At 69.4% G+C, this 21,632-nt stretch carries 19 protein-coding genes; 6 read left to right on the top strand and 13 right to left on the bottom strand.

Annotated features, from left to right (window positions below):
• Positions 1-295: 295 nt before the first annotated feature.
• From GV007_RS15895 to GV007_RS15870, 6 genes are all read right to left on the bottom strand, one after another.
• Positions 296-697, bottom strand: coding sequence for a VOC family protein (locus GV007_RS15895; protein WP_160074076.1), 402 nt, complete (start codon positions 695-697; stop codon positions 296-298).
• A gap of 1,154 nt (positions 698-1,851) precedes the next feature.
• Positions 1,852-4,902 carry an alpha-mannosidase gene (locus GV007_RS15890; RefSeq protein WP_160074074.1) on the bottom strand — a complete coding sequence of 1,017 codons (3,051 nt, stop codon included), beginning with the start codon at positions 4,900-4,902 and terminating at the stop codon, positions 1,852-1,854.
• 42 nt (positions 4,903-4,944) lie between these two features.
• Positions 4,945-5,775 (bottom strand): carbohydrate ABC transporter permease, encoded by an 831-nt coding sequence (locus tag GV007_RS15885; RefSeq protein WP_160074382.1) that lies wholly within the window; start codon positions 5,773-5,775, stop codon positions 4,945-4,947.
• 89 nt (positions 5,776-5,864) lie between these two features.
• Positions 5,865-6,809 (bottom strand): carbohydrate ABC transporter permease, encoded by a 945-nt coding sequence (locus GV007_RS15880; RefSeq protein WP_160074072.1) that lies wholly within the window; start codon positions 6,807-6,809, stop codon positions 5,865-5,867.
• The gene (locus GV007_RS15875) at positions 6,809-8,170 is read right to left on the bottom strand and encodes an extracellular solute-binding protein (protein ID WP_104240566.1); all 1,362 of its coding nucleotides are present in this window, start codon (positions 8,168-8,170) and stop codon (positions 6,809-6,811) included. Before GV007_RS15875 ends, GV007_RS15880 begins: the two co-directional genes overlap by 1 nt.
• Positions 8,171-8,423: 253 nt before the next feature.
• On the bottom strand, positions 8,424-9,659 hold the full coding sequence (locus tag GV007_RS15870) for an ROK family transcriptional regulator (protein ID WP_160074070.1): 1,236 nt from the start codon (positions 9,657-9,659) through the stop codon (positions 8,424-8,426).
• Between the two features lie 235 nt (positions 9,660-9,894).
• Between GV007_RS15870 and GV007_RS15865 the strand changes: the two genes are divergently transcribed.
• Positions 9,895-10,557, top strand: coding sequence for a carbonic anhydrase (locus GV007_RS15865; RefSeq protein ID WP_104240568.1), 663 nt, complete (start codon positions 9,895-9,897; stop codon positions 10,555-10,557).
• Between the two features lie 33 nt (positions 10,558-10,590).
• Here GV007_RS15865 and GV007_RS15860 read toward each other — a convergent pair whose 3' ends face one another.
• The 5 genes from GV007_RS15860 to GV007_RS15840 all read right to left on the bottom strand — a co-directional run bounded on the left by GV007_RS15860 (position 10,591) and on the right by GV007_RS15840 (position 14,602).
• Positions 10,591-10,761 carry a hypothetical protein gene (locus GV007_RS15860; protein WP_160074068.1) on the bottom strand — a complete coding sequence of 57 codons (171 nt, stop codon included), beginning with the start codon at positions 10,759-10,761 and terminating at the stop codon, positions 10,591-10,593.
• Positions 10,762-10,865: 104 nt separating this feature from the next.
• Entirely contained in the window at positions 10,866-11,870 is a 1,005-nt protein-coding gene (locus tag GV007_RS15855) for a zinc-binding metallopeptidase family protein (protein WP_160074066.1), read from the bottom strand.
• Positions 11,871-11,998: 128 nt separating this feature from the next.
• Positions 11,999-12,700 (bottom strand): RraA family protein, encoded by a 702-nt coding sequence (locus GV007_RS15850; protein WP_160074064.1) that lies wholly within the window; start codon positions 12,698-12,700, stop codon positions 11,999-12,001.
• A complete protein-coding gene (locus GV007_RS15845; protein ID WP_160074062.1) occupies positions 12,697-13,686 on the bottom strand; it encodes a hydroxyacid dehydrogenase in 990 nt (329 codons plus the stop codon). Before GV007_RS15845 ends, GV007_RS15850 begins: the two co-directional genes overlap by 4 nt.
• 115 nt (positions 13,687-13,801) lie before the next feature.
• Positions 13,802-14,602 carry an IclR family transcriptional regulator gene (locus GV007_RS15840; protein WP_160074060.1) on the bottom strand — a complete coding sequence of 267 codons (801 nt, stop codon included), beginning with the start codon at positions 14,600-14,602 and terminating at the stop codon, positions 13,802-13,804.
• A 103-nt stretch (positions 14,603-14,705) separates the two neighbouring features.
• On the opposite strand from GV007_RS15840, the gene GV007_RS15835 reads away from it, so the two are divergent.
• Genes GV007_RS15835 through GV007_RS15815 form a run of 5 tightly spaced genes read left to right on the top strand, consistent with a single transcriptional unit; the run spans position 14,706 to position 19,912 of the window.
• Positions 14,706-15,692, top strand: coding sequence for a Bug family tripartite tricarboxylate transporter substrate binding protein (locus tag GV007_RS15835; RefSeq protein ID WP_236558545.1), 987 nt, complete (start codon positions 14,706-14,708; stop codon positions 15,690-15,692).
• Positions 15,689-16,327 (top strand): tripartite tricarboxylate transporter TctB family protein, encoded by a 639-nt coding sequence (locus GV007_RS15830; protein ID WP_160074058.1) that lies wholly within the window; start codon positions 15,689-15,691, stop codon positions 16,325-16,327. Before GV007_RS15835 ends, GV007_RS15830 begins: the two co-directional genes overlap by 4 nt.
• Complete coding sequence (locus GV007_RS15825; RefSeq protein ID WP_104240575.1) at positions 16,327-17,844, top strand: tripartite tricarboxylate transporter permease; 1,518 nt, start codon at positions 16,327-16,329, stop codon at positions 17,842-17,844. The genes GV007_RS15830 and GV007_RS15825 overlap by 1 nt, the downstream gene beginning before the upstream one ends.
• Positions 17,841-19,055 carry a CaiB/BaiF CoA transferase family protein gene (locus GV007_RS15820; protein ID WP_236558543.1) on the top strand — a complete coding sequence of 405 codons (1,215 nt, stop codon included), beginning with the start codon at positions 17,841-17,843 and terminating at the stop codon, positions 19,053-19,055. Before GV007_RS15825 ends, GV007_RS15820 begins: the two co-directional genes overlap by 4 nt.
• A complete protein-coding gene (locus GV007_RS15815; RefSeq protein WP_160074057.1) occupies positions 19,052-19,912 on the top strand; it encodes a citryl-CoA lyase in 861 nt (286 codons plus the stop codon). The genes GV007_RS15820 and GV007_RS15815 overlap by 4 nt, the downstream gene beginning before the upstream one ends.
• On the opposite strand, the gene GV007_RS15810 is transcribed toward GV007_RS15815, so the two are convergent.
• Both GV007_RS15810 and GV007_RS15805 read right to left on the bottom strand, forming a co-directional pair.
• Positions 19,902-20,720 carry a carbohydrate ABC transporter permease gene (locus tag GV007_RS15810; RefSeq protein WP_160074056.1) on the bottom strand — a complete coding sequence of 273 codons (819 nt, stop codon included), beginning with the start codon at positions 20,718-20,720 and terminating at the stop codon, positions 19,902-19,904. The two genes, GV007_RS15815 and GV007_RS15810, sit on opposite strands and share 11 nt — an antisense overlap.
• Positions 20,717-21,631 (bottom strand): carbohydrate ABC transporter permease, encoded by a 915-nt coding sequence (locus tag GV007_RS15805; RefSeq protein ID WP_160074055.1) that lies wholly within the window; start codon positions 21,629-21,631, stop codon positions 20,717-20,719. The genes GV007_RS15810 and GV007_RS15805 overlap by 4 nt, the downstream gene beginning before the upstream one ends.
• Between the last annotated feature and the right edge of the window lies 1 nt (position 21,632).

Here is a 21,632-nt window from a genome sequence, read left to right as displayed (position 1 = left end):
CGCAATAGCGCAGGGTGCGCAATAGCGCAGGGTGCGCGGGGCGTGTGCCGGGTCGGGGCGGGCCGTGCGCAGCGTTGTGGCTTGGTGCGGTTGCGGTGCTTGCTAGAAGCGTTTGCCCACAACTCTTCGGCGGCGCGGGGTGAGCCGACCTCGGTGTGCGGTCCGGACCGCGGTGGTCGGCGTGTGCCGGGAGGTGCACAGCGTTGTGGCTTGGTGCGGTTGCGGTGCTCAGCAGGTGCACCAAGCCACAACTTTCTGCGGGGGGAAGCTGTCGCCGGAGGCGCCCGCGCGGCACCTACTTCGAGACGAAGAACTCCAGCGCGATCTGGTCGGGGTCCTTGAAGCTCAGCGCGTAGCCATACGGCGCCTCGACGATGCCGCTGTGCTCGATACCGTGCTCGCTCAGGTGGCTCGCCCACGCCTCGAGTTCGTCACGGCTCTCGACGGTGAGCCCGATGTGATCGAGTCCCGGCGAGAACGGCGAGAACCCTCCGCCACTCGCTCTGTCGGTGCCGCCGTCGTGCTGCGTGAGCCCCAGGTTCGTGCCGCCCGGCAGTGCGAACAGCTTGCGGTGCAGCGATTCGTCGTCGATCTCGGTCGCCGGGGCGAAGCCGAAGACCTGCTCGTAGAAGGCGACGCTCGTCTCGAGGTCGCGGACGGTCACCGCGAGGTGATGGATGTTCGTGAAGGTGGGCATCGTCGCTCATTCCTGCGCGCGTCGGGGCTGCGCGCTCCGCCATCCATCTAACGCCGGTCCCGCTGGGAAGCACCGGGATGCGGCCTCCGAGCGGCGGGCTTCGCCGGCAGAAGTGTGGCCAGGTGCGTTTGCGGTGCTTCGCGTGCGCACTTGCCCACAACTCTGGTGTCGCGACAGTGGGGAGCGCGAACGGGAGCGAGGAAGGCCGAGAGCGCGAAAGGTCGAGAGGGAGGGGCCTAGGGAGGGTCGAGTGAGGCTGAGAGGGAGAGCTCGAATGGCGGGAATCCGGGGGCCCGAGCGGGGGCCTGGGATGCGGCCTCCGAGCGGCGGGCTTCGCCGGCAGAAGTGTGGCGAAGTGCGGTTGCGGTGCTTCGCGAGCGCACTTACCCACAACTTTGGTGCCGTGACAGGGAGCGAGGGGCCGCGAGGGAGGGGCCGAGAGAGGGACCGAGAGAGACCGCGCGGGAGGGCTCGAGTGGCGAGAAGCCGGGAGCCGATCGGCGGGGGGCGAGAGGGCGGGAGCCTGAGCGGCCCGGGAGCCGGAGTGACGGGTCCCGAGCGGAGAGCTTCGAGCGGCGGGCTTCGCGGGCAGAGGTGTGGCCAAGTGCGGTTGCGGTGCTTCGCGAGCGCACTTGCCCACAACTCTGGTGCCGGGACAGTGAGCGAGGGAGGGGCCGCGAGAGAGCTCGAGTGGCGAGAATCTGGGAGGCGGAGTGGCACGGGAACCCGAGTGGCACGGGAGCCGGAGCGGCATGGGAGCCGGAGCGGCGGGTCCCGAGCGGCGGGCTTCGAGCGGCGGGCTGCGCGGGCAGAGGTGTGGCGAAGTGCGGTTGCGGTGCTTGGCGAGCGCACCCGCCCACAACTTTGGTGCCGGGACAGGGAGGGAGAGGTCGAGGGAGAGGCCGCGAGCGGGGGCCGCCCGCAGACGCAGGTGCCCGCTGACGCAGGTGCCCGCTGACGCAGGTACCCGCAGACGCAGGTACCCGCAGACGCAGGTGCCCGCAGAGACAGGTACCCGCAGAGACAGCCGCCGCAGACGCAGGTGCCCGCAGACACAGCTGTGGCGAACCGGCACCCAGGAGTCCGCGGGTGCGGTTCGCCACAGCGTTCGACCGGGCGGGCAGCGCAGTCTGCCCGCCCGGTCTCCCCAGTCGTCAGCGCAGCGCCGACACCCCACGGAAGCGGAGCGTGACCAGCTGGAACGGGCGCACCGAAAGGGCCAGGGCCCCCTCCGCATCCACGATCGCCGTCTGGTCGACGTCACGTTCGAGCAGGTCGGTCTCAGCGACCGACTCGAACGCGAACCCGGGCGTCACCGTTGCCCGAGCCTTCGCACCGCGAGCCTCATACAAGCGGACGACGACGTCGCCGCTCTGGTCCTCGGCCAGCTTCACAGCCTCCACCACGACGGCCGGGTCATCGACCGTCAGCAGCGGCTCGATGGCCGCGGCGCCGGTCACGGCGCGAGGTGCGACGTTGAGTCGGTAGCCCTCGGCGGCCGCGTCCAGCACTTCCGCTCCCACTCGCACCGAGGTGCGGAGCACGTGTCGGCCCTGGTCGGCGTGCGGGTCCGGGAAGGTGGGAGCCCGCAGCAGCGACTCCCGCACGAGGGTGGTCGTGCCGCCGGATTCGCGGGTCGTGCGGGTCACGTCGTGCCCGTACGTCGAGTCGTTCGCGACGGCCACCCCGTAGCCGGTCTCGCCGACGTGCACCCAACGGTGCGCGCTCGTCTCGAACCGTGCGACGTCCCACGACGTGTTGCGGTGGATGGGGCGGTTGACGTGCCCGAACTGGATCTCGGACGACGACCGCTCCGCGTGCACATCCAGCGGAAACGCCAGCTTGAGGAGCTTCTGGCGCTCATGCCAGTCGACATCCGTCGTCAGGTCGAGCGTCGGACGCCCGGCGCTCAGCGACAGCTCCTGCACGAAGGTGCTCGAGCCGTGCGAGCGAGACACTCGCACGACGACCCGGTCGGCGTCCTCCGAGACGACCTCGATCGAGTCGACCGAGCGGATCGGGCGGCCGTGACGCTGGTAGTGCACGTCGATGTCCCACGCATCCCACTGAGCGGGGGTGTCGCGGTAGATCCACAGCTCGGCTGCGCGTTCGCCGGCCGGAACCAGCTCACGATCCGCGGCGACGTCGAAGAACGACGACACGAGACCGTCCGCGTCGATCGTCACGCGCACCAGCGAGTTGTCGAGCACCAGGGTGTCACCGGAGCGCGTGAGCGTCACCGGGGCGCCGTGCGGCGCGGCACCTGAGGCGGCACCGGATGCGCCACCACCGAGCGCGGGCACGCCGTCCACCGCGTACGGTCCGGCGTTCGCGAGCAGCGCCGTCTCTCCGGCGCCCGTCAGCGAGCCGAGCGCCGACGAGATGAGCGTCTCGAGCTCACCCGCGACCCGCTCGTAGTGCTCCTCGGCGACCTGGTGCACCCAGGCGATGGAGGAGCCGGGAAGGATGTCGTGGAACTGCTGCAGGAGCACCGTCTGCCAGGCCGACTCGAGCTCCGCGTACGGGTACGCGGCGCCCGTGCGGATCGTCGCCGCACTCGCCCACAGCTCCGCCTCGCGCAGCAGGTGCTCGCTGCGGCGGTTGCCGCGCTTCGTGCGCGCCTGCGACGTGTAGGTGCCCCGATGGAACTCGAGGTAGATCTCGCCTGACCAGACGGGCGGCTGCTCGAGCTCGGCCTCGGCTTGTTCGAAGAACGCCTGCGGGCTCGTCATCTCGACCGTGGGAGACCCTTCGAGGTCGCGGGTGCGCTCCGCGGCCGCGATCATCTCGCGGGTCGGACCGCCGCCGCCGTTGCCGTAGCCGAACGGCACAAGGGAGGAGTTGGCTTCGCCCTTCTCCTTGTAATCGCGCTGCGCCTTGTGCAGCTCCTCCTGCGAGAGCACCGAGTTGTAGGTCGCGACGGGTGGGAAGTGCGTGAACACCTGCGAGCCGTCGATGCCCTCCCAGTTGAAGGTGTGGTGCGGCATGACGTTCGTCTCGTTCCACGACGGCTTCTGCGTGAGGAAGTACTTCGAGCCGGCGGCCTTGACGATCTGGGGGAGCGCGGCCGAGTAGCCGAAGGAGTCGGGCAGCCACACCTCGGGCGGCTCGATGCCGAACTCGCGGATGAAGAATCCCTTGCCCGCCACGAACTGGCGGGCCATGGCCTCGCCGCCCGGCAGGTTGGTGTCCGACTCCACCCACATGCCGCCGACGGGCACGAAGCGCCCCTCGAGGACTCGCACCTTGATGCGCTCGAACAGGTCCGGGTAGTGCTCCTTCATCCACGCGAACTGCTGCGCCGACGAGCAGGCGAAGAGGAAGTCGTCGTTCTCGTCCATGAGCGAGAGCACGTTGGAGAAGGTGCGCGCGCACTTGCGGATCGTCTCGCGCACTGGCCACAGCCAGGCCGAGTCGATGTGCGCGTGGCCGACGGCGACCACGTGGTGGGCGCTCGCGTAGGCGGGGGAGGCGAGCAGGGGAGCGAGCACCTCGCGGCCGGCCTTCGCCGTGCTGGAGATGTCGTCGGGGTCGAGGGTGTCGATGAGGCGCTCGAGCCCGCGGAGGATCTCTGCACGCCTGGGCGACTCCTCGCCGAGCTCGCGCCACAGGCCGTCGAGGGTCCACACGTCCTGCGCCAGCTCCCACACGGGCACGTCGCGTAGGCCGATGTCGAGCACCCGAGTGCGGTAGATGGGGGCGTCGCCGGAGGTGGCGAGATCGCCCATGGGGGTGGGCGCGTAGACCGACTCGCCCTGCACGTCCGGGTTCGACGCCGCCTCGATGTAGAGGTCGATGCTGTCGCCTGGGCCGATCTTCAGCGGCACCGCCGTGTTGCGGGGCTCGATGGCCTTCAGGATGTGGCCTTCCGGGGTCCAGACGAGGCCCTCGGCCTGGAAGCCCGGGTGGCCGCTCACGAAGCCGAGGTCGACGAGCACCTCGACGCGTGCATCCGTCATCTCCCAGTCGGCTGGGACGGTGCCGGTGATGTGGAACCACGTGGTTCCCCACGGGCGGCTCCACTCGTCACCGACTCGGAAGGGCGTGAACTGCTGGGTGACCGCCTCGGCGAACGGTACGGGCTCGCCCGGAACGTCCCAGGAGGTGACGGTGAGCTGTTCGCGCTCGCGGTAGATGGCGGGGGTGAGTCGTTCGGACACGAACCGGCGGATGCGGAGGTCGACGAACTGCGTGGGGTCAGGCATGGAGCGCCTTTCTGCGTTGAAGGGAACGTTGGAAGTTGGAGGTCAGCCCTTGACGGCGCCGGCGAGGGCGAACGAGCCGCCGCCGAGGCGGGACACGAGCACGTACAGCGCCAGAACCGGCAGGGAGTAGAGGAGCGAGAACGCGGCGAGCTGGCCGTAGGCGACCGCGCCGTACTGGCCGAAGAACGAGAAGATGCTCACCGCGGCGGGCAGCTTGTCGGGGCTCAGCAGGAGGATGAAGGGGATGAAGAAGTTCCCCCACGTCTGGATGAAGACGAAGATGAACACGACTGCGATGCCGGGGCGCATGAGCGGCACGACGATGAGCCGCAGGGTCGCCATGGCCGAGGCGCCGTCCGTCCAGGCCGCCTCCTCGAGGGAGACGGGCACCGAGTCCATGAAGTTCTTCATCATCCAGATCGCCATGGGCAGCGACGTCGCGGCGAGGAACAGGATGGTGCCGAACATGTTGTCGATGAGGTTGAACGCCACGAACAGGGCGTAGACGGGCACCATCATCGCGGTGATCGGCAGGCAGGTCCCGAACAGCACCCCGTACAGGAACGGCTTGTTGATGCGCGACTTGTAGCGGGAGAGCGGATACGCGGCGAGGATCGCTGCGAGCACCGTGACGATCGCGCATCCGCCGGACAGCACGAGGCTGTTCCAGAGCGGGATAAGGGAGATCTCCGGGGTGAGGACGGCGAGGAAGTTGTCGAGCGACGGTGCTTCCGGCCACTTCACCGACAGGGTCGCGGTCGAGTCGAACGACGCCAGGAGGAGCCAGACGAGGGGGAGCAGGAAGATGACGCCGATGACGCTGAGCACGATGTTCGCGAACCAGCGCATCGCGCGCCCCCGAGGGGCCGCCATGCTCGTCTCGACGTGGTGGCCGCCCGTCGCGATGGACCTGGTCGTGACGGCGGGGTCAGCCGCGGCCACGGATGTGTTGCTTGACATGATCAGTCCACCTCCGGTTTGAGCGCCCTGATGTAGGCGACCGAGAACAGCGCGCCGACGAGCAGCAGCATGGTGGCGATGGCGGTGCCGAAGCCGAGCTGGCCGAAGCGGAACGCCTCCTGGTAGGCGAGCAGCGGCAGCGTTGTGCTGTCGGTGCCTGGCCCGCCGTTGGTCATCACGAAGATGAGCGCGAAGACCGAGAGCGTCTGCAGGGTCGTGAGCATGAGGTTCGTCGAGATGCTGCGGCGGATCATGGGCAGCGTGATGAGCGTGAAGCGCTGCCAGCCTCTCGCGCCGTCGACCTCGGCCGCTTCTGTGATCTCCGGCGGGACGTCGTTGAGGGCTGCCCGGTAGACGAGCATCGAGAAGGCGGTGCCGCGCCACGTGTTGGCGAGGATCACGCTCAGCAGGGGCAGCGTGTAGAGCCAGTTGGGGCCGGTGATGCCGATCGCGGCGAGCATCGTGTTGAGCGTTCCCGCGTCGCTGAAGAACGCGTAGGCCGCGAACGCGGCGACGATCTCCGGCAGCACCCAGGCGGTCACGACGATGGTGCTCACGGTGCTGCGCACGACCTTGTTCGACGACTGCATGAGCACGGCGAGGCCGAGACCGAGCACGTTCTGCCCGAGGATCGCGGACGCGACGAGGAAGATGAGCGTGATCAGCACGGACTTCGGGAAGTCGGGGCTCGCGAAGAGGTCGAGGTAGTTCTGGAACCCGACGAACTCCGCGCTCGAGGCGCCGACGCCGCTCAGCGTGGAGTTGGTGAACGAGCCGTAGAACGACGAGATGACGGGCCCGAGGAGGAAGACGGCGAGGAGACCGACCGCTGGGATCAGCGGCACGCCGCGGGTGACCCGCTGCAGCGCCTTCCGCTTCTTGGGGGCGGGCCGCCCCGTCTCGGGAGCGCGGGGCGCTCCCGAGACGGGGGAGAGGGTGGCGGTCATCAGCTCGACGCCGACGTCGTGTTCTCTTCGCCGACGATGCCGATGACGGCCTTGTCGTAGGCGGCGGCGGCTTCCTCTGGTGTCTGCTGGCCCGTCATGACGGCCTCCATGGCGACCGTGATCGCGGCGGAGACCTGCGAGTAGTCGGAGTTCGCTGGGCGGAAGTTCGTGTCGGGCACGAGGTCCGCGAAGAAGCCGAACGTCGGGTTGGCGTCCGTGTACTCGGGGGCTTCGGCGACGTCGGTGCGCACCGGCACCTGGCTTGCCGCCACGTCGTAGCTCAGCGCGTTCTCCTGGTTGAGGGCGAGGCTGATGAAGTCCCAGGCGGCGTCCGGGTTCTTGGTTCCGGCGCCCATGGCGAGGGTCCATCCGCCGGACATGCTCGTGACGCCCGGGTCCTGGCCGTCCTGCGTCGGCATCGGCGTGACCTGCATGACGTCCGACCATTCCGGCCACGGCTTCGAGCCGGAGTCGAGCCAGGTGCCGCTCACCCAGGAGCCGTCGAGGCTCATCGCGAGCTGCCCGTTGGGGATCCATTCGGTGTTGATGCTGGTGCCGACGTTCTTGTCGAGCGCTTCCTGCGGGGTCGGTCCGAGGCCGCCCTGGTAGATGTCGCCGACGAAGGAGAGCGAGTCGATGAAGCCCTGCGAGCCCGTGACCCACTTCTGCTCGTCGGTGTTGAAGAGCTCGTCCTCAGTGCCGGTGAGGAGCATCTGGAAGCCCTGCATCGAGGCGCCCTCGGACATGGCCTTGCCCGAGTAGATGTTGAAGGGGCGGATATTGGGATCGTGCGCCTTCACGGCTTCCGCGGCCGCGATGATGTCGTCCCAGGTCTTCGGCTCCCACGGCACCTGCACGCCGGCGGCCTTCAGGATGTCCTGGTTGTACCAGAGGGCGCGCGTGTCGGTGCCCATCGGGATGCCGTAGACCTTGCCGTCGTCGCCGAGTCCGGCCTGGCGGGCGTTCTCGGGGAACTGCTCCCAGTCGGCCCAGTTCGCGACGTAGTCGTCGAGCGGGGCGAGGTAGCCGGCCTCGACGTCGGTCTTGACCATGAACGTGTCCTCGTACATGACGTCCGGCGCGGTGGCGGGGGAGCGGTTCATGAGGGCGAGCTTCGCGAAGTAGTCGGCTTCCTGCGCCTCGATCGGGATGAGCTCGACGGTCATCCCCTCGTTGGCCGCTTCGTACTCGGCCTTGACCTTCTGCATGTGGTCGTCCATCTGGGTGAACTGCCCGAACTTCTGGTAGGCGACCTTGATGGTGTTCGAGTCGCCTCCGCCCGAGTCGCCGCCAGCGCATGCGGACAGTGCGAGCACAGAGGCGGCGGCGAGTGCCACGACCCCGAGTGTGCGATTTTTCATGGTGCTCCCTTGCTCCACGACCGTTCTCCGTGCGGCTCGACATCGGTGTCGCGCCTTCGGCCTGCCATAAGTAAACCGATTGGACTAACTCATGTCAAGAGCTTCTTGCCGCCACGCGGCGGCCGGGGCTGGGAGGGTTCACGGCACGGCTGACGGCAGGCTGACCGCACGGACGACGGCACGGGTGAACGGCCTCGGGGCATGAGGCCGGTGCCTGCGCCGGACCTGCGTCCGGGGAGCAACCCGGCAGCGCTCAGCGCGAGATCAGGAGCGCTGACGTGTGGGGTGCGAGGGTCTGGTCGAGCACGAGGCAGCCGGCGCCGACGGCGGCGACGTCCTCGCCGATCGTCGAGTTCGGGACGAAGATCGGGTGGTGGGGGATGAGGGCCGCGTCAGCGTTGACGAGCTCCTCGATGCGTGAGCGCAGGGCTGGCTCGATGCGCCGCCAGAAGGGCCCGCCGCAGACGACGGTGTCGATGTCGAGCAGGTTGATGAGGCTCACGAGGGCGCGCGCGATCTGCGTCGCCGCCGCCTCGATGACCTCCATCGAGCGGGGCTCGCCGCGGACGGCGGCCGCCGCGAACTCCGTGAAGAGCCGGTCGACCTCGTCGAAGTCGGACCGGTCGACGCTCTCCTCGCCGGGGAGCGCGCCGATGCGGATGGCGTGCTTCACGAGGCGGTGCGGGACGACGAGCTCGCCGACGCAGCCGCGGCGACCGCACGAGCAGACGGGGCCATCCGCCTGCACCATGATGTGTCCGAGGTCGCCGGCGTTGTCGCTCGCGCCGCGGAGCACCTCGTGGTTGACGACGAGACCGATGCCGATGCCGGTGCCGTAGTAGAGGAACGCGAAGTTGTCGCGGCGGGGGCCGGAGTCGAGCCAGAGCTCGGCGACGGCCGCGGCGGTGACGTCCTTCTCGAGCACCACGGGGAACCCCGTGGCCTCGCTGAGGGCGTCGCGCAGCGGCACCGACTCCCAGCCGTCGAGCATGGGCGGGTCGAGCACAACGCCACGCGCCGAGTCGAGCGGGCCGGGGGCAGCGATCCCCACGCCGAGCACCCGGTCGCGGGGGATCCCGGCGCGTGCGAGGATCGCGGCGATCTCCCTCGTCATGTCGGCGATGACGACGCCGGGGTCCGGCTCGGTGGGGGTGCGCGTGCGGTGGTCGACGACGACGGCACCCGCGAGGTCGAGGACCGCGTAGGTGATGACGGTCGGGTCGAGGTGCACGCCGACGGCGTAGCGGCTCGTCGCGTCGAGGCGCAGCCTGGTGCGGGGTTTGCCCGGCCCGGTGATGAGGCGCTCGCCCTCCCGGACGAGGCCCCCGTCGATGAGGCGGCGGGTGACGTTCGACACGGTCTGGGCCGAGAGACCGCTGGCCTGGGCGACCTCGACGCGGCTCACCCCGTCCGGGGCCCGGCGGATGAAGTCGAGGATGACGGCCTGGTTGTATTCGCCGACGGCCAGCAGGTTGTGTCCTCGTCGCATGCGCCACCTCCCATCAACCCTGATCTTGGGAACTGACGTTCTCACATTTTCAGGCCGGCTGCGGACCTTCGTGATCGAATCCGGTGCGGAGCGTCGACGCCGGGCGTCCCAGTCGGCGCAGAGGGACGGCTCGAGGGTGAGTACGCTTGGACGGCGCCGCACCCTCGAACGGGGCACGTGCATCCGGCACCGGATGCGCGTCGGCAGTCACAGGTTTCAGCACGAAGGAGCAACGATGACGGCAGCAAGAGTCACTCCCCAGGAAGCGTGGGACGACCTCGTCCAGGGCAATGAGCGCTTCATCAAGGGTGACCTCCTCCACCCGCAGCAGAGCGCGGCGCGGCGCACCGAGATCTCGGGCAGTCAGGCGCCGAACGCCGCGTTCCTCGGCTGCTCCGACTCGCGTGTCGCCGCCGAGATCCTCTTCGACTGCGGCCTCGGCGACCTCTTCGTCGCCCGCAACATGGGGCAGATCGCGAACGAGAACACGACCGCGACCATGGAGTTCGCCGTCGCCGAGCTCGGCGTGGCCCTCATCGTGGTGCTCGCGCACGGCTCCTGCGGCGCGGTGAAGGCCGCCATCAACCAGACCACGGCGCACCCCCGCGACGTGACGCCCGCCATCAAGGACGAGCTCGCGCGCATCCAGCCCTCCGTGCAGGAGGAGTGGTTCACGAGCGACCAGTCGACCCCGTACGTCGACGAGGCGCAGATCGACGTGGAAGCCGTCGGTCGCCGCCACCTGTACTCGACCATCAACTCGCTCGTGCGCAGCTCGCGCGTCATCAGCGACGCCGTCGCGAGCGGCGCGCTGAGCATCGTCGGCTGCCAGTACGAGCTGTCCGACGGCCGCGTCGCCCCCGTGACCGCGATCGGCCAGCTCGCCATCACCCGCTGAGCGCCGCGTAGCTGAAACGACACGACTCGGCGCTCACTTCGAGGTGCGTCGAGGTGCGTCGATGCGCGCCGATGCGCGCCGATGAGTGCCGATGAGGCCGTCCGGGCCTGGGCTCGGCGCGCTCGCGAGGACACGGACCTGCTCGGCAGGGTCTTCGAATGCCCACCCGCACGCCGCGATCGTCGCCGAATAGGTCGCTTTCACCCCGTGGCGGCCTCTGAAATGGGGTGAAAGTGACCCATTCGGCGTCGGCGCTATCGGCGTCGGCGTTATCGGCGGCGGCGGCGTCGACGGCGGCGGCGGATGCGTCAGTCGGCCGAGCCCGAGGTGCTCGCGGGTTCGCGCAGCGAGTGCACGAACGCGAGCTTCTCGATGACCTTGTCCGGTAGGACAAACGGGTAGAGGTCGCGCTGCCCGAGCGAGCGGTTGACGACATTCATGGCGGTCGCGAACGGCATCCAGCTGTCGACGACCACGTCACGGGCGGACGCGCCCGGCTCTGGCGCGGGCAGCAGCTCGAAGGCGACGGCCGTCTCGAGGGTGTCCTGGATGTGCAGGTAGTGTGCCCAGGTCTCCGCGAAGTCCTCGTACGGGTGCATCGTCGCGTAGCTGCTGAGGTAGTCGCTGCGCCAGTTCGCCGGCGGGCCCTCCTCGTAGTGGCGGTCGATCTCGGCCTGGTAGTCGGCGCGCTCGTCGCCGAACAGCTCCCTGGCCTCGTCGATGCGGGACGTCTGCTCGACGAGCTGCCACTCGTAGTAGTGGCCGCTCTCGTGGCGGAAGTGCCCCAGCATGGTGCGGTACGGCTCGGCGAGTCGCTGCCGGACCTGCTCACGGTAGCTGTCGTCGCCCTCCGCGAGGTCGATCGTGATGACGCCGTTGGCGTGGCCGATCGTGACGCTTTCCGACACGCTCGACAGCAGGTCGAAGACGGGCGTCTGGCCGACCGTGGCGGGCTCGCCGCTCTCCTTGGGGCGCGTCGCGAACCCGAGGCGCGTGAGGTCGCGCACCAGGTGCCGCTTCGACTCCTCCGCGATCGGGAAGAGGCGCAGGCCCTTCGCATCGGCGTCGCTGGGACGGGTGCGGGTGAGCTGGCAGCTCTCGCAGAGCCCGCCGGCCTGCGCGGTCAACCACGTGCATCCGGCGAGCTCGGCGTTGCTGCACCGCCGCAGGCCGGCATCCTCCGCGGCTGTGCCCCCTTCGACGAGGACGTCGTCGAGGCCGAGCACGTAGCCAAGCTTGGACGCGCATCGCTCGCAGGACACCGAGTCGAAGAAGACCTCGTTCTCGCACACATCACAGTCGAACCGTCGCACGGGGGGAGCCTCTCTTCTGCCGCGGATCAGGAGTGCCGCGGCGACCGACGGATCACTGTACGCGGGCGCGCATGGGAGGCCGCGACGCTTGACAAGCCACACTCGCGGGCGGTCGGCGGCGCACCGGGTCAGACGGGGAGGCCCTTCTGGCGCAGGAGCGCGTTGAACCGTTCGGGGTCGGAGGTGCCGTCCTCGTTGTGCTTGCGGATGCGTGCCTCCCGCTCCAGGTGCCGACGCGCGTCGTGCAGCAGCGACTCCGCGCGCTGCGCCGAGACGGCGAGCACCCCGTCGAGGTCGCCGAGGATGAGGTCGCCCGGGTTCACGACGAGGCCGGCTATCGAGACGGGCACGTTGATCTGGCCGGGGCCGTCCTTCGTGGGGCCGCGGTGCGTGTGCCCGAGGGCGTAGGCGGGCATGCCGCCCTCCCGCCACTCGGCGACGTCGCGCAGGGCTCCGTCGAGGACGAAGCCGCCGAGGCCCTTCGCGAGCGCGGTCGTGCGGATGAGCCCGCCGATGACCGCCTGGCTGAGGTCGCCGCCGCCCTCGATCACGATGACATCGCCGGGGTGGGCATCCATCATGGCCTTGTGGATCATGAGGTTGTCGCCCGGTCGGATCTTGACGGTCACGGCCTGCCCCGAGAGGGGAGCGTCGCCGTGGTAGGCGGTGAGTCCGACCGCTCCCACGGAGCGTCCGAGGCAGTCACCGGCGACGGCGACCGGGATGGCGCGGAACGCGTCGATCAGCGCCGCTGGCAGCTCTGGCGCGCGCTCGCCGATGAAGTAGCCGGTCGGCCAGGCGGGGGCTTCGGTGGGGTCCTGCTGGGTCATGCGGTGCTCCGTTCGGCCGAGAGGGTGGTGGGGTTCACGCAGGAGCGCACGTCAGGGATGGCGCCGTCGAGGTAGCCGAGGACATTGCGTGCGGCCGCCAGGGCCATGGCCTCGAGCGCCGCCGGGGTCGAGCCGCCGACATGCGGCGTGATGACGACGTTCGGGCAGGTGAGCAGCGGGTTGCCCGGCTCGATGGGCTCAGCCCAGGTGGTGTCGAGGCCCGCGGCGAAGAGCCGTCCGCTGCGGAGTGCGTCGACGAGGGCTGGCTCGTCGACGATCTCTCCCCGGGCCGTGTTCAGCACGATGGCGTCTGCCGGCAGCAGGGCGAGCTGGGCGGCCCCGATGAGGCCGCGCGTGCGCTCGCTGAGTGGCACGTGGAGGCTCAGCACGTCGGCCTGGCCGAGCAACTCCTCGAGGCTGCCGACCATCGTGAGCTCGGGGGAGGGGGCGTCGAGGCCGAGCCCGGGATCGAAGGCGAGCACGCGCATGCCCGTCGCGGCCGCGGTGCGGGCGACCCGCTGCCCGATCTGGCCTGCTCCGACGAGGCCGAGCGTGGCGCCCGCTAGCTGCCGTCCATCCTGCGCTCGGCTCCAGCGGCCCTGCCGGATCTCCGCGTCCATCCAGGACACCCGGCGGGCGGCGGTGAACATGAGCGCGATCGTGAGCTCGGCAACGGACTGGGCGTTCGCCCCCGGCGTGGTGAGCACTGGGATGCCGCGCCGAGTCGCGGCTTCGACGTCGATGTTGCCGACGCCGACGCCGTGCTTCGTGATGACTCGAAGCGACGGGCACGACTCGATCGCCTCGGCCGACAGCTCGACGGTGCGGGAGATGACGGCGTCGACCGCCTCGCGCGCCAGGATCTCCTCGACCTCAGCGCGCCCGCCACCTTCCGGCAGGTAGATCACCCTGCTGCCGGATTCGGCGAGGGCGCGCACCCCCGACTCGCCGAGCCGAGGGGCCGTCACGAACACCGTTGCGCTCATCGCACCGTCTCCTTCGTCGGTTCACAGTCCTGCTCAAGGTCTTGGTCAAGGTCCTGCTCAAGGTCCTTGGTCCAGCTCTGCTGGGGCGCTGGCCGTCTTCGGCCGCGCCGCCGGCTCACTCGAGTGCCGGGGGCAGCCCGGTGCGCGGCACGTCGCGCACGCAGGCGCGCAGCGCGTCGACGAACTCGGGGATGCGCGCGTCGACGAATCTCGCGGTGGGCCCGCCGAGCACGACGACGACGGGCTGCAGGTGCGGTCGCTCGGGGTTCTCGGGGACGAGCATCGCCAGGCCGCTGTTGCCGGACTCCCGCTCGCCGTGGCTGAGTCCCCAGCCCTGCTCGCGGATCTCGTCGACCCTGCGCCGGAGGGCGGCGGTGTCGACGTCGATCGCCCGGTCCGCGTCAAGCTTCGCGAGCACGGCGTCGAGCATCTCCGGGCGTTCGCCGCTGAGGAGCGTCGTGGATGCGGCGCCCAGCCAGATCGGGAGCTCGTCGCCGACCTGGACCACGTGGCGGATGGTGTGTCGCCCGGGGGCCTGGGCGATGGCGACGCGCTTGAGGTCGCGGCGGACGTAGAGGCTCACTGTCTCGCCCGTCTGCTCGGCGAGCTCGCGGAGGCGCTCAAGTGTGGGGGCCGGAGCCGACCAGGCTGCCTTCGCGAATGCTCCCCAGCGGATCATGCGGGGGCCAACGCTCACGCGTCCGTCGGGGAGGAGTTGCAGCATCCGCTCGCCCACCAGGGTGTCGACGAGGCGCAGCACGGTCGTTCGCGGGAGCTCGCAGCGGCGGACGATGTCGGCGATGGCGAGCGACTGGCCTTCGTTCTCGAAGCAGTCGAGGACATCGAGGGCTCGGCTCACGGCGCGGATGCCGCCCGGTTCTGACCGCTGGGCTGGTGCGTCGTCGGCGCTTGTCATGGGGTCTCCGGCTTCGGATCGTTTGCTTGCCCGGTCACACTAACGTACCATCTGGTGGACAGATATGTCCGCTCTGTGGACAGTCAATCACAAGGGAGTGATCGTGACAGCAAAACGGAAGCTCATGGGCGCGGTGGGCATCGCCGCGACCATGGTGCTCGTCGGAGTGGCCGCGTTCGACGCGAGCCAATCGACGACGGGGACCGACCCCAGCACCAAACTGACCTTCATGTCGCCCTCCGCCCCGGGCGGCGGCTGGGATCTCGCGGCCAGGGAATCGCAGCAGGCGCTCCGGGCCGGCGGCATCGTGAACAACGTGCAGGTCGTCAACGTGCCAGGAGCTGGCGGCACGATCGGCCTCTCCCAGTTCGTCGGCCTCGGCGCCGACCCGACCAACCTCATGATGACCGGCACGGTCATGATGGGCGCCATCAACGTCAACAAGTCGACCGTCGACCTGTCGGACACGACCCCCATCGCGCGCCTCGCCGAGGACTACGAGGTCTTCATCGTCCCCGCGAACTCGCCATACGAGACGCTCGACGACTTCATCGCCGACTGGAAGCAGAACCCGCACTCCGTCGCGATCGGCGGGGGAGGCGTCGGCGGGACCGACCACCTCCTCGCCGGGCTCGTCGCCGAGGAAGCCGGCATCGACCCGGGCGACATCAACTACGTCTCCTACGCGGGAGGCGGAGAAGTGCTCACGTCGCTGCTCTCCAACACCGTCGCGATCGGGGTCAGCGGCTACAACGAATTCAGCGACCAGATCGAGGCGGGCAACCTCCGTGCCCTCGCCGTCTCCGCTGAGGAGCCGATCGATGGCATCGACGTCCCGACGCTCATCGACCAGGGCGTCGACGTGCACCTCCCGAACTGGCGAGGCATCGTCGCGCCTCCCGGCATCACCGACGCCGAACGAGACCAGCTCGTCGCCATCTTCGAGGAGATGGCCGCGACGCCGGAGTGGCAGGACACCCTCGAGCGGAACAGCTGGGAGCCGGCCCTCCTCACGGGAGACGACTTCGCCGCGTTCATCGAGGAAGACCAGGCGAGAGTCGACCAGATCATCGAGGAGCTCGGACTATGACCGGCGTCATCCCCACCTCCGCGTGGACGCAGCACGACACCACTTCAAGGCCAGGCTGGTGGCGTCGCCGAACGGGCCTCGTCGTGCCAGGCATCCTCACGCTGACCGGTATCGGCCTCGCCATCGGCACGATCACCATGGACGTTCCCGGCAACGTCTCGCAGCCCGGGCCGCAGGTCTTCCCGGCCATCGTCACGGTCGCGGTGTTCGTGATCGCGGTGCTGCTGGCCATCGACGTGATCCGCAATCCGGAGCCGGAACGGGTCGCCGAACCCGACCAGGCCGAGCTGCGCGGAGAGCGGCGAGTGATCGAGGAGGATCCCGACTACGACCTCGACGAGCTCGCCGTCGCCCAGGACCGCGAACTGCAGGCCGAGCACATCCGCCCCCGCACCAATGTGCGCTCGCTCCTCGGCGCCCTCGGCACGACCATCGTGTTCATCGCGGCGCTCACCCCGCTCGGCTGGCTGCTCTCCGGAGCCTTCCTCTTCTGGGGCATCTCCCGGGCGCTCGGAAGCCGGCGCCCGTTCTTCGACATCTTCCTCGCCCTCGCGATGTCCTCCATCGTGCAGATCGCGTTCTCGATCGGGCTGGGCCTCAACCTGCCCCCCGGCATCTTCGTAGGAGTCCTCTGATGGATACGCTCGCCAATCTCGGGGAGGGGTTCCTGACGGTCCTCACCCCCATCAACATGCTGTGGGTGCTCATCGGCGCAGTGCTCGGCACCGCCGTCGGCGTCCTCCCTGGCCTCGGGTCCGCGATGGCCGTCGCCCTCCTGCTCCCCGTCACCTTCTCCCTCGACCCCATCGGCGCGTTCATCATGTTCGCGGGTGTCCTCTTCGGCGGGCTCTTCGGCGACTCCATCGCCGGCATCCTCATGAACACCCCGGGCAACAGCACGGCCATCGCGGGCTCCATCGAGGGCCACATCATGGCCAAGAACGGTCGCGCGGCGCAGGCGCTGGCGACGTCGGCCATCGGAGCGTTCATCGGCGGCATCCTCGCGTCGATCCTCGTGGTGTTCTTCGCGCCTCGCCTCGCCGAGCTCGCGACCCTGTTCGGCCCTGCCGAGTACCTCGCGCTCGCCGTGTTCGCCTTCATCGCCATCTCCGCCGTCGTGACGCAGTCGATCATCCGCGGCCTCGCCGCCCTCGTGCTCGGCCTCGCGATCTCGGTCGTCGGCATCGACTCCATCTCGGGGGCCTCCCGCTACACGGCGGGCATCCCGGAGCTGTTCGACGGCATCGACATCGTCGTCATCACCGTCGGGCTGCTGGCCCTCGGCGAGGTCTTCGCGGTCGCCGGCCGACGCGGCTACTCCGACGACACGGGTCTCATCCAATCGAAGGGGCGCCTCTGGCTGTCCCTGCGCGAGCTGCGCCAGGCGATGCCCGCATGGCTCCGCGGCACTGCGATCGGGATTCCGTTCGGCATCATCCCCGTCGGCGGCGCCGAGGTGCCCACGTTCCTCGCCTACGGAACCGAGCGCAGGCTCGACAAGCGCCGGAAGAAGCCAATGTTCGGCCTCGGTGCCATCCAGGGCGTCGCAGGCCCGGAGGCCGCTGGCAACGCGACCGCCGGAACCGCGATGGGCGCGCTGCTCGCGCTCGGACTGCCGACCTCGGCGACCGCCGCTATCCTGCTCGCCGCCTTCCGGCAGTACGGCCTGCAGCCAGGGCCGCTGCTCTTCGAGCGGTCGAGCGAGCTCGTCTGGGCGCTCCTCGCGAGCTTCTTCATCGGCATGGTCGTGCTCCTCATCCTGAACCTGCCCTTCGCGCCGCTCTGGGCGAAGCTGCTCAAGATCCCGCGCCACTACCTCTACGCGAGCATCACGCTCTTCGCGATGCTCGGCGTCTACGCCACGAGCGGCAAGATCCTCGACCTCGTGCTCGTCGTCGTCATCGGCCTCATCGGCTTCACGATGCGGCGCTACGGGCTGCCGGTCGCCCCGATGCTCATCGCGATCATCCTCGGGCCGCTCGCCGAGACGGAGTTCCGCCGCGCGATGGCGGTTAGCGAGGGCGACCCGAGCGTGCTGATCGACAGCCCCATCACTATCACCCTCTACTCCGTTCTCGCCATCACAGTGGCGTTTGTCATCGTGCGCGTCATCCGCGCGAAGCTCGCCACCAGAAAGGAAGTCACGGTTTGACGGATAAGACATCGGGCCCCCTCGCGGGGGTGCGCGTGCTCGACATGACCAACGTCCTTGCCGGGCCGTACGCGTGCTACCAGCTGGCCCTCATGGGGGCCGAGGTCATCAAGGTCGAGGTACCGAATGGGGGAGACCTCGCACGGCGCCTCGGGTCGGACTCAGAGCTGAACAGCGAGCTGATGGGGGTCTCGTTCCTGGCGCAGAACGCCCAGAAGCGATCGATCACCCTCGACCTGAAGTCCGACGGGGGCAAGGAGGTCATGCGCCGCCTGGTCGCCGAGGCCGACGTGCTGTGCGAGAACTTCCGACCTGGGGTGCTCGCCCGTCTCGGCTTCGGCTGGGAGGAGCTGCGCGCCATCAACCCACGCCTCGTGTACTGCGCGATCTCCGGATTCGGGCAGACGGGGCCGCTCCGATCCAAGCCCGCGTACGACCAGATCATCCAGGGCGGCTCGGGCATGATGAGCGTCACCGGCACGCCGGAGACCTCCCCGCTCCGAACCGGCTACCCCATCGCCGACACGCTCGGCGGGCTCGCGGCCGCGTTCGCCATCACCTCAGCACTCCACGGGCGCGAGCGCACGGGCGAGGGATCCAGCATCGACGTGTCGATGCTGGAGACCGCCGTGACCGCCATGGGCTGGGTCGTCTCCAACCACCTCGTGGCAGGCCAGGTGCCCCGAGCGCTCGGCAATGACAACGGCACTGCCGCGCCGTCCGGCACCTTCCAGACAGCAAGCGGGGCGCTCAACATCGCGGCGAACAAGCAGGAGCAGTTCGAAGCCCTCACGCGGGTCATCGGGCGCCCGGAGCTCGCGGCGGATGCCCGCTTCCGCGACCGGGAGGACCGCAAGCGCTTCAGGGCCGAGCTCACGGACGAGATCGAAGCGGCCCTCGGCGCTGAGGACACGGCCTACTGGGAGGAGCGGCTCTCGGCGGCAGGAGTGCCTGCGGCAGCGGTGCTCACGGTTCCCGAGATGCTCGAGAGCCCGCAGATCATCGACCGTGAGCTCGTGCACGACCTCCCGTTCCCGGGACGAGAGGGGGAGACGCTGCGGGTGCTGGGCAACGGCATCCGCCTCGACGACCGCCCGAGCGCACCAACCGTGCCGCCTCCAGGTCTCGGGCAGCACACCGACGAGATCCTGCGCGAGCTCGGTTACGACGCCGCGCAGATCCGAGCATTCCACGAGGAGCGAGCCGTATGACCAGCAGCGCCAGTCGCGCCGACCAGCCCACCGTCGCCGACACCACGGCGTGGTGGAGCACAAGCGTGACCCGGATCGCCCCGGGGGAGATCGAGCTCCGGGGGTATCCGATCGAGCAGGTCATCGGCAACGTCGGCTTCGTGAGCACGATCTGGCTGCTCACGACGGGGAGCCTGCCGAGCGCGACGGTCTCGAACCTCCTCGAGGCGACCCTCGTCGCGAGCGTCGATCACGGCCCGCAGGCGCCCTCCATCGCGAGCGCACGCATGGCCGCCACGTGCGGCGTCGGCCTCAACTCAGCCGTCGCCAACGGCGTGAACGTCCTCGGGGATACGCACGGCGGCGCGGGCCAGCAGTGCGTGCAGCTGCTGAACGACCTCGTCGAACGGCACGAGACCGAGGGCGTACCGCTGGATCAGCTCGCCCGCGAGGCGATCGCCGACCACAAGAGCCGCGGCGTGTTCGTGCCGGGCTTCGGGCACCGCTTCCACCCCAGAGACCCACGACGCGACCCGCTGCTGCAGCTCGTGGAGGACGCGCTCGCCGCGGGGGACATCTCCGGGAGGCACCTTGCCGCCGGGCTCGCAGTGGAGCGGGCCCTCGAACGGGGGGAGCGACGCATCCCCATGAACATCGACGGCATCTCCGCGATCGTCTACGCGGAACTCGGCGTCGAGCCGGAACTCGCGCGGGGCCTGTTCGTGCTCTCCCGCTCCGTGGGGATCCTCGCCCACGCGTGGGAGGAGAAGCAGGCGGGGCAGCGCATCAAGGGGCCGCTGCCCCCACCCCTCCTCGCCGACTACACCGGCGAGCCCACTCGGGCCGTGCCAGGAGCACGCAGGCCAGCTACTCCCTGACCGCCCCCTCGAGCATCCCCTGGATGAAGTGCCGCTGCAGGAAGATGTAGAGCACGACGACGGGCAGCGCGACCATGATGGCGCCCGCCGCGAGCAGCGCGGTGCCCTGCGTGTACTGCCCCTGGAAGAAGGCCAGGCCCAGGGGCGCGGTGCGCACGCTGCCGTTCGGCGACATGACGAGGGGGATGAGGAACTCGTTCCAGGTCCACATGAACGTCAGCAGCACGAGCGTCAGGATGGCTGGCCGGCCGATGGGGACGAGCACCTGCCACAGGATGCGCATGGAGCCAGCCCCATCGAGCTTGGCCGCGTCGATGAGCGCCTGGCTGGAGGAGCGGAAGTAGGTGCGCATCCAGAACGTGCCGAACGCGATCGACATGGCGATCTGCGGGAACGCCACGCCCCACACCGTGTTCGTGAGGCCCACGGTGCGCAGGTCGAAGTACAGGGGCACGATGAACGCCTCGGTCGGCACCATGATGCCGAGCAGGAAGAGGTAGAAGATGGGCGTCGCGCCGCGGAACTTCATGGTGCCGAGCGCGTAGCCCGCGAGGATCGACGCGAGCACCGCGACGACGACCACGATCACGGCGACGACGACCGAGGTCAGCATGTACTGTCCGAACCGCGCGACCTCCCACGCCGTGGGGAAGTTCTCCCAGTGGAAGATGCGCCCTTCCTGCGCGACGCTCGCGTTCTCTGGCCCGAATGCGAGCGTGACGATGACGCTGATCGGGCCGAGGATGACCAGCCCGAAGACGCCCAGGATCAGGTAGTTGGCGACCTTCTCGAACACGGAGACGTTCACGCGCGGTCTCCGATCCGGTTCACGACGAAGTTGATGGCGAACACGATGAGGGTGAGCACGGCGCCCACGGCCGTGGCGGCCCCGACCTCGCCGAGCTCGAACGCCCGCCGGTACACCTCGAAGCTCGGCACCGTCGTGGACGTGCCAGGGCCGCCGCTCGTGGTGACGTAGATGAGGTCGAAGGTCTTGAGCGCTGCGACGATCGTGAGCGTCAGCGCCACCGTGATCTCGCCCCGCACGGAGGGCAGCGTGATCGAGAAGAACTCGCGCACAGGGCCCGCGCCGTCGAGCCTGGCCGCCTCGTAGAGCTCCTTCGGCACGCGGCTCATCCCTGCCATAAGCAGCACGGTCACGAGCCCGAGCGACACCCACGAGCCGATGAGGCCGACGGCCGGCAGCGTGAAGGTGTAGTCGCCGAGCCACGCTCGCGTCCAGCTCTCCAGCCCGACGAGGCGCAGCAGGCCGTTGAGGGGGCCGTCCGGCGCGTAGATCTGCCGCCACGTGACCGCGACGACGACCATCGCGATGACCTGCGGCAGGAAGATGAGCGTGCGGAAGAAGCCGAGCCCCCGCACCCGCGCCCGCGTGAGGATCGCGGCGAGCATGAGGCCCACCGCGAGCGGCAGGATCGAGTAGAAGAAGATCAGCACGAACGCGTGCCCGAACGCCTCCCGCAGTCGCTCGTCCTGCACGATCTGCACGTAGTTGTCGAACCCCACGAACGTGGATGCGCCCAGCCCGTCCCACTCGAAGAACGAGAACTGCACGGCCCGGCCGAGCGGGAACAGCAGGAACGTGCCGTACAGGAGGAACGCGGGCGCGAGGTACGCGAACGGCACCCAGGCGGGAGTGCCGCGGCGGGCACCCTTCGCCGGGCGGCGCTCGCGCGCCGTCGCGCTCGAGTTCGTCATT

Source organism: Pseudoclavibacter sp. 8L (assembly GCF_902506465.1).
GTDB lineage: Bacteria > Actinomycetota > Actinomycetes > Actinomycetales > Microbacteriaceae > Pseudoclavibacter.
This window is presented reverse-complemented; position numbering and strand designations above follow the sequence as displayed.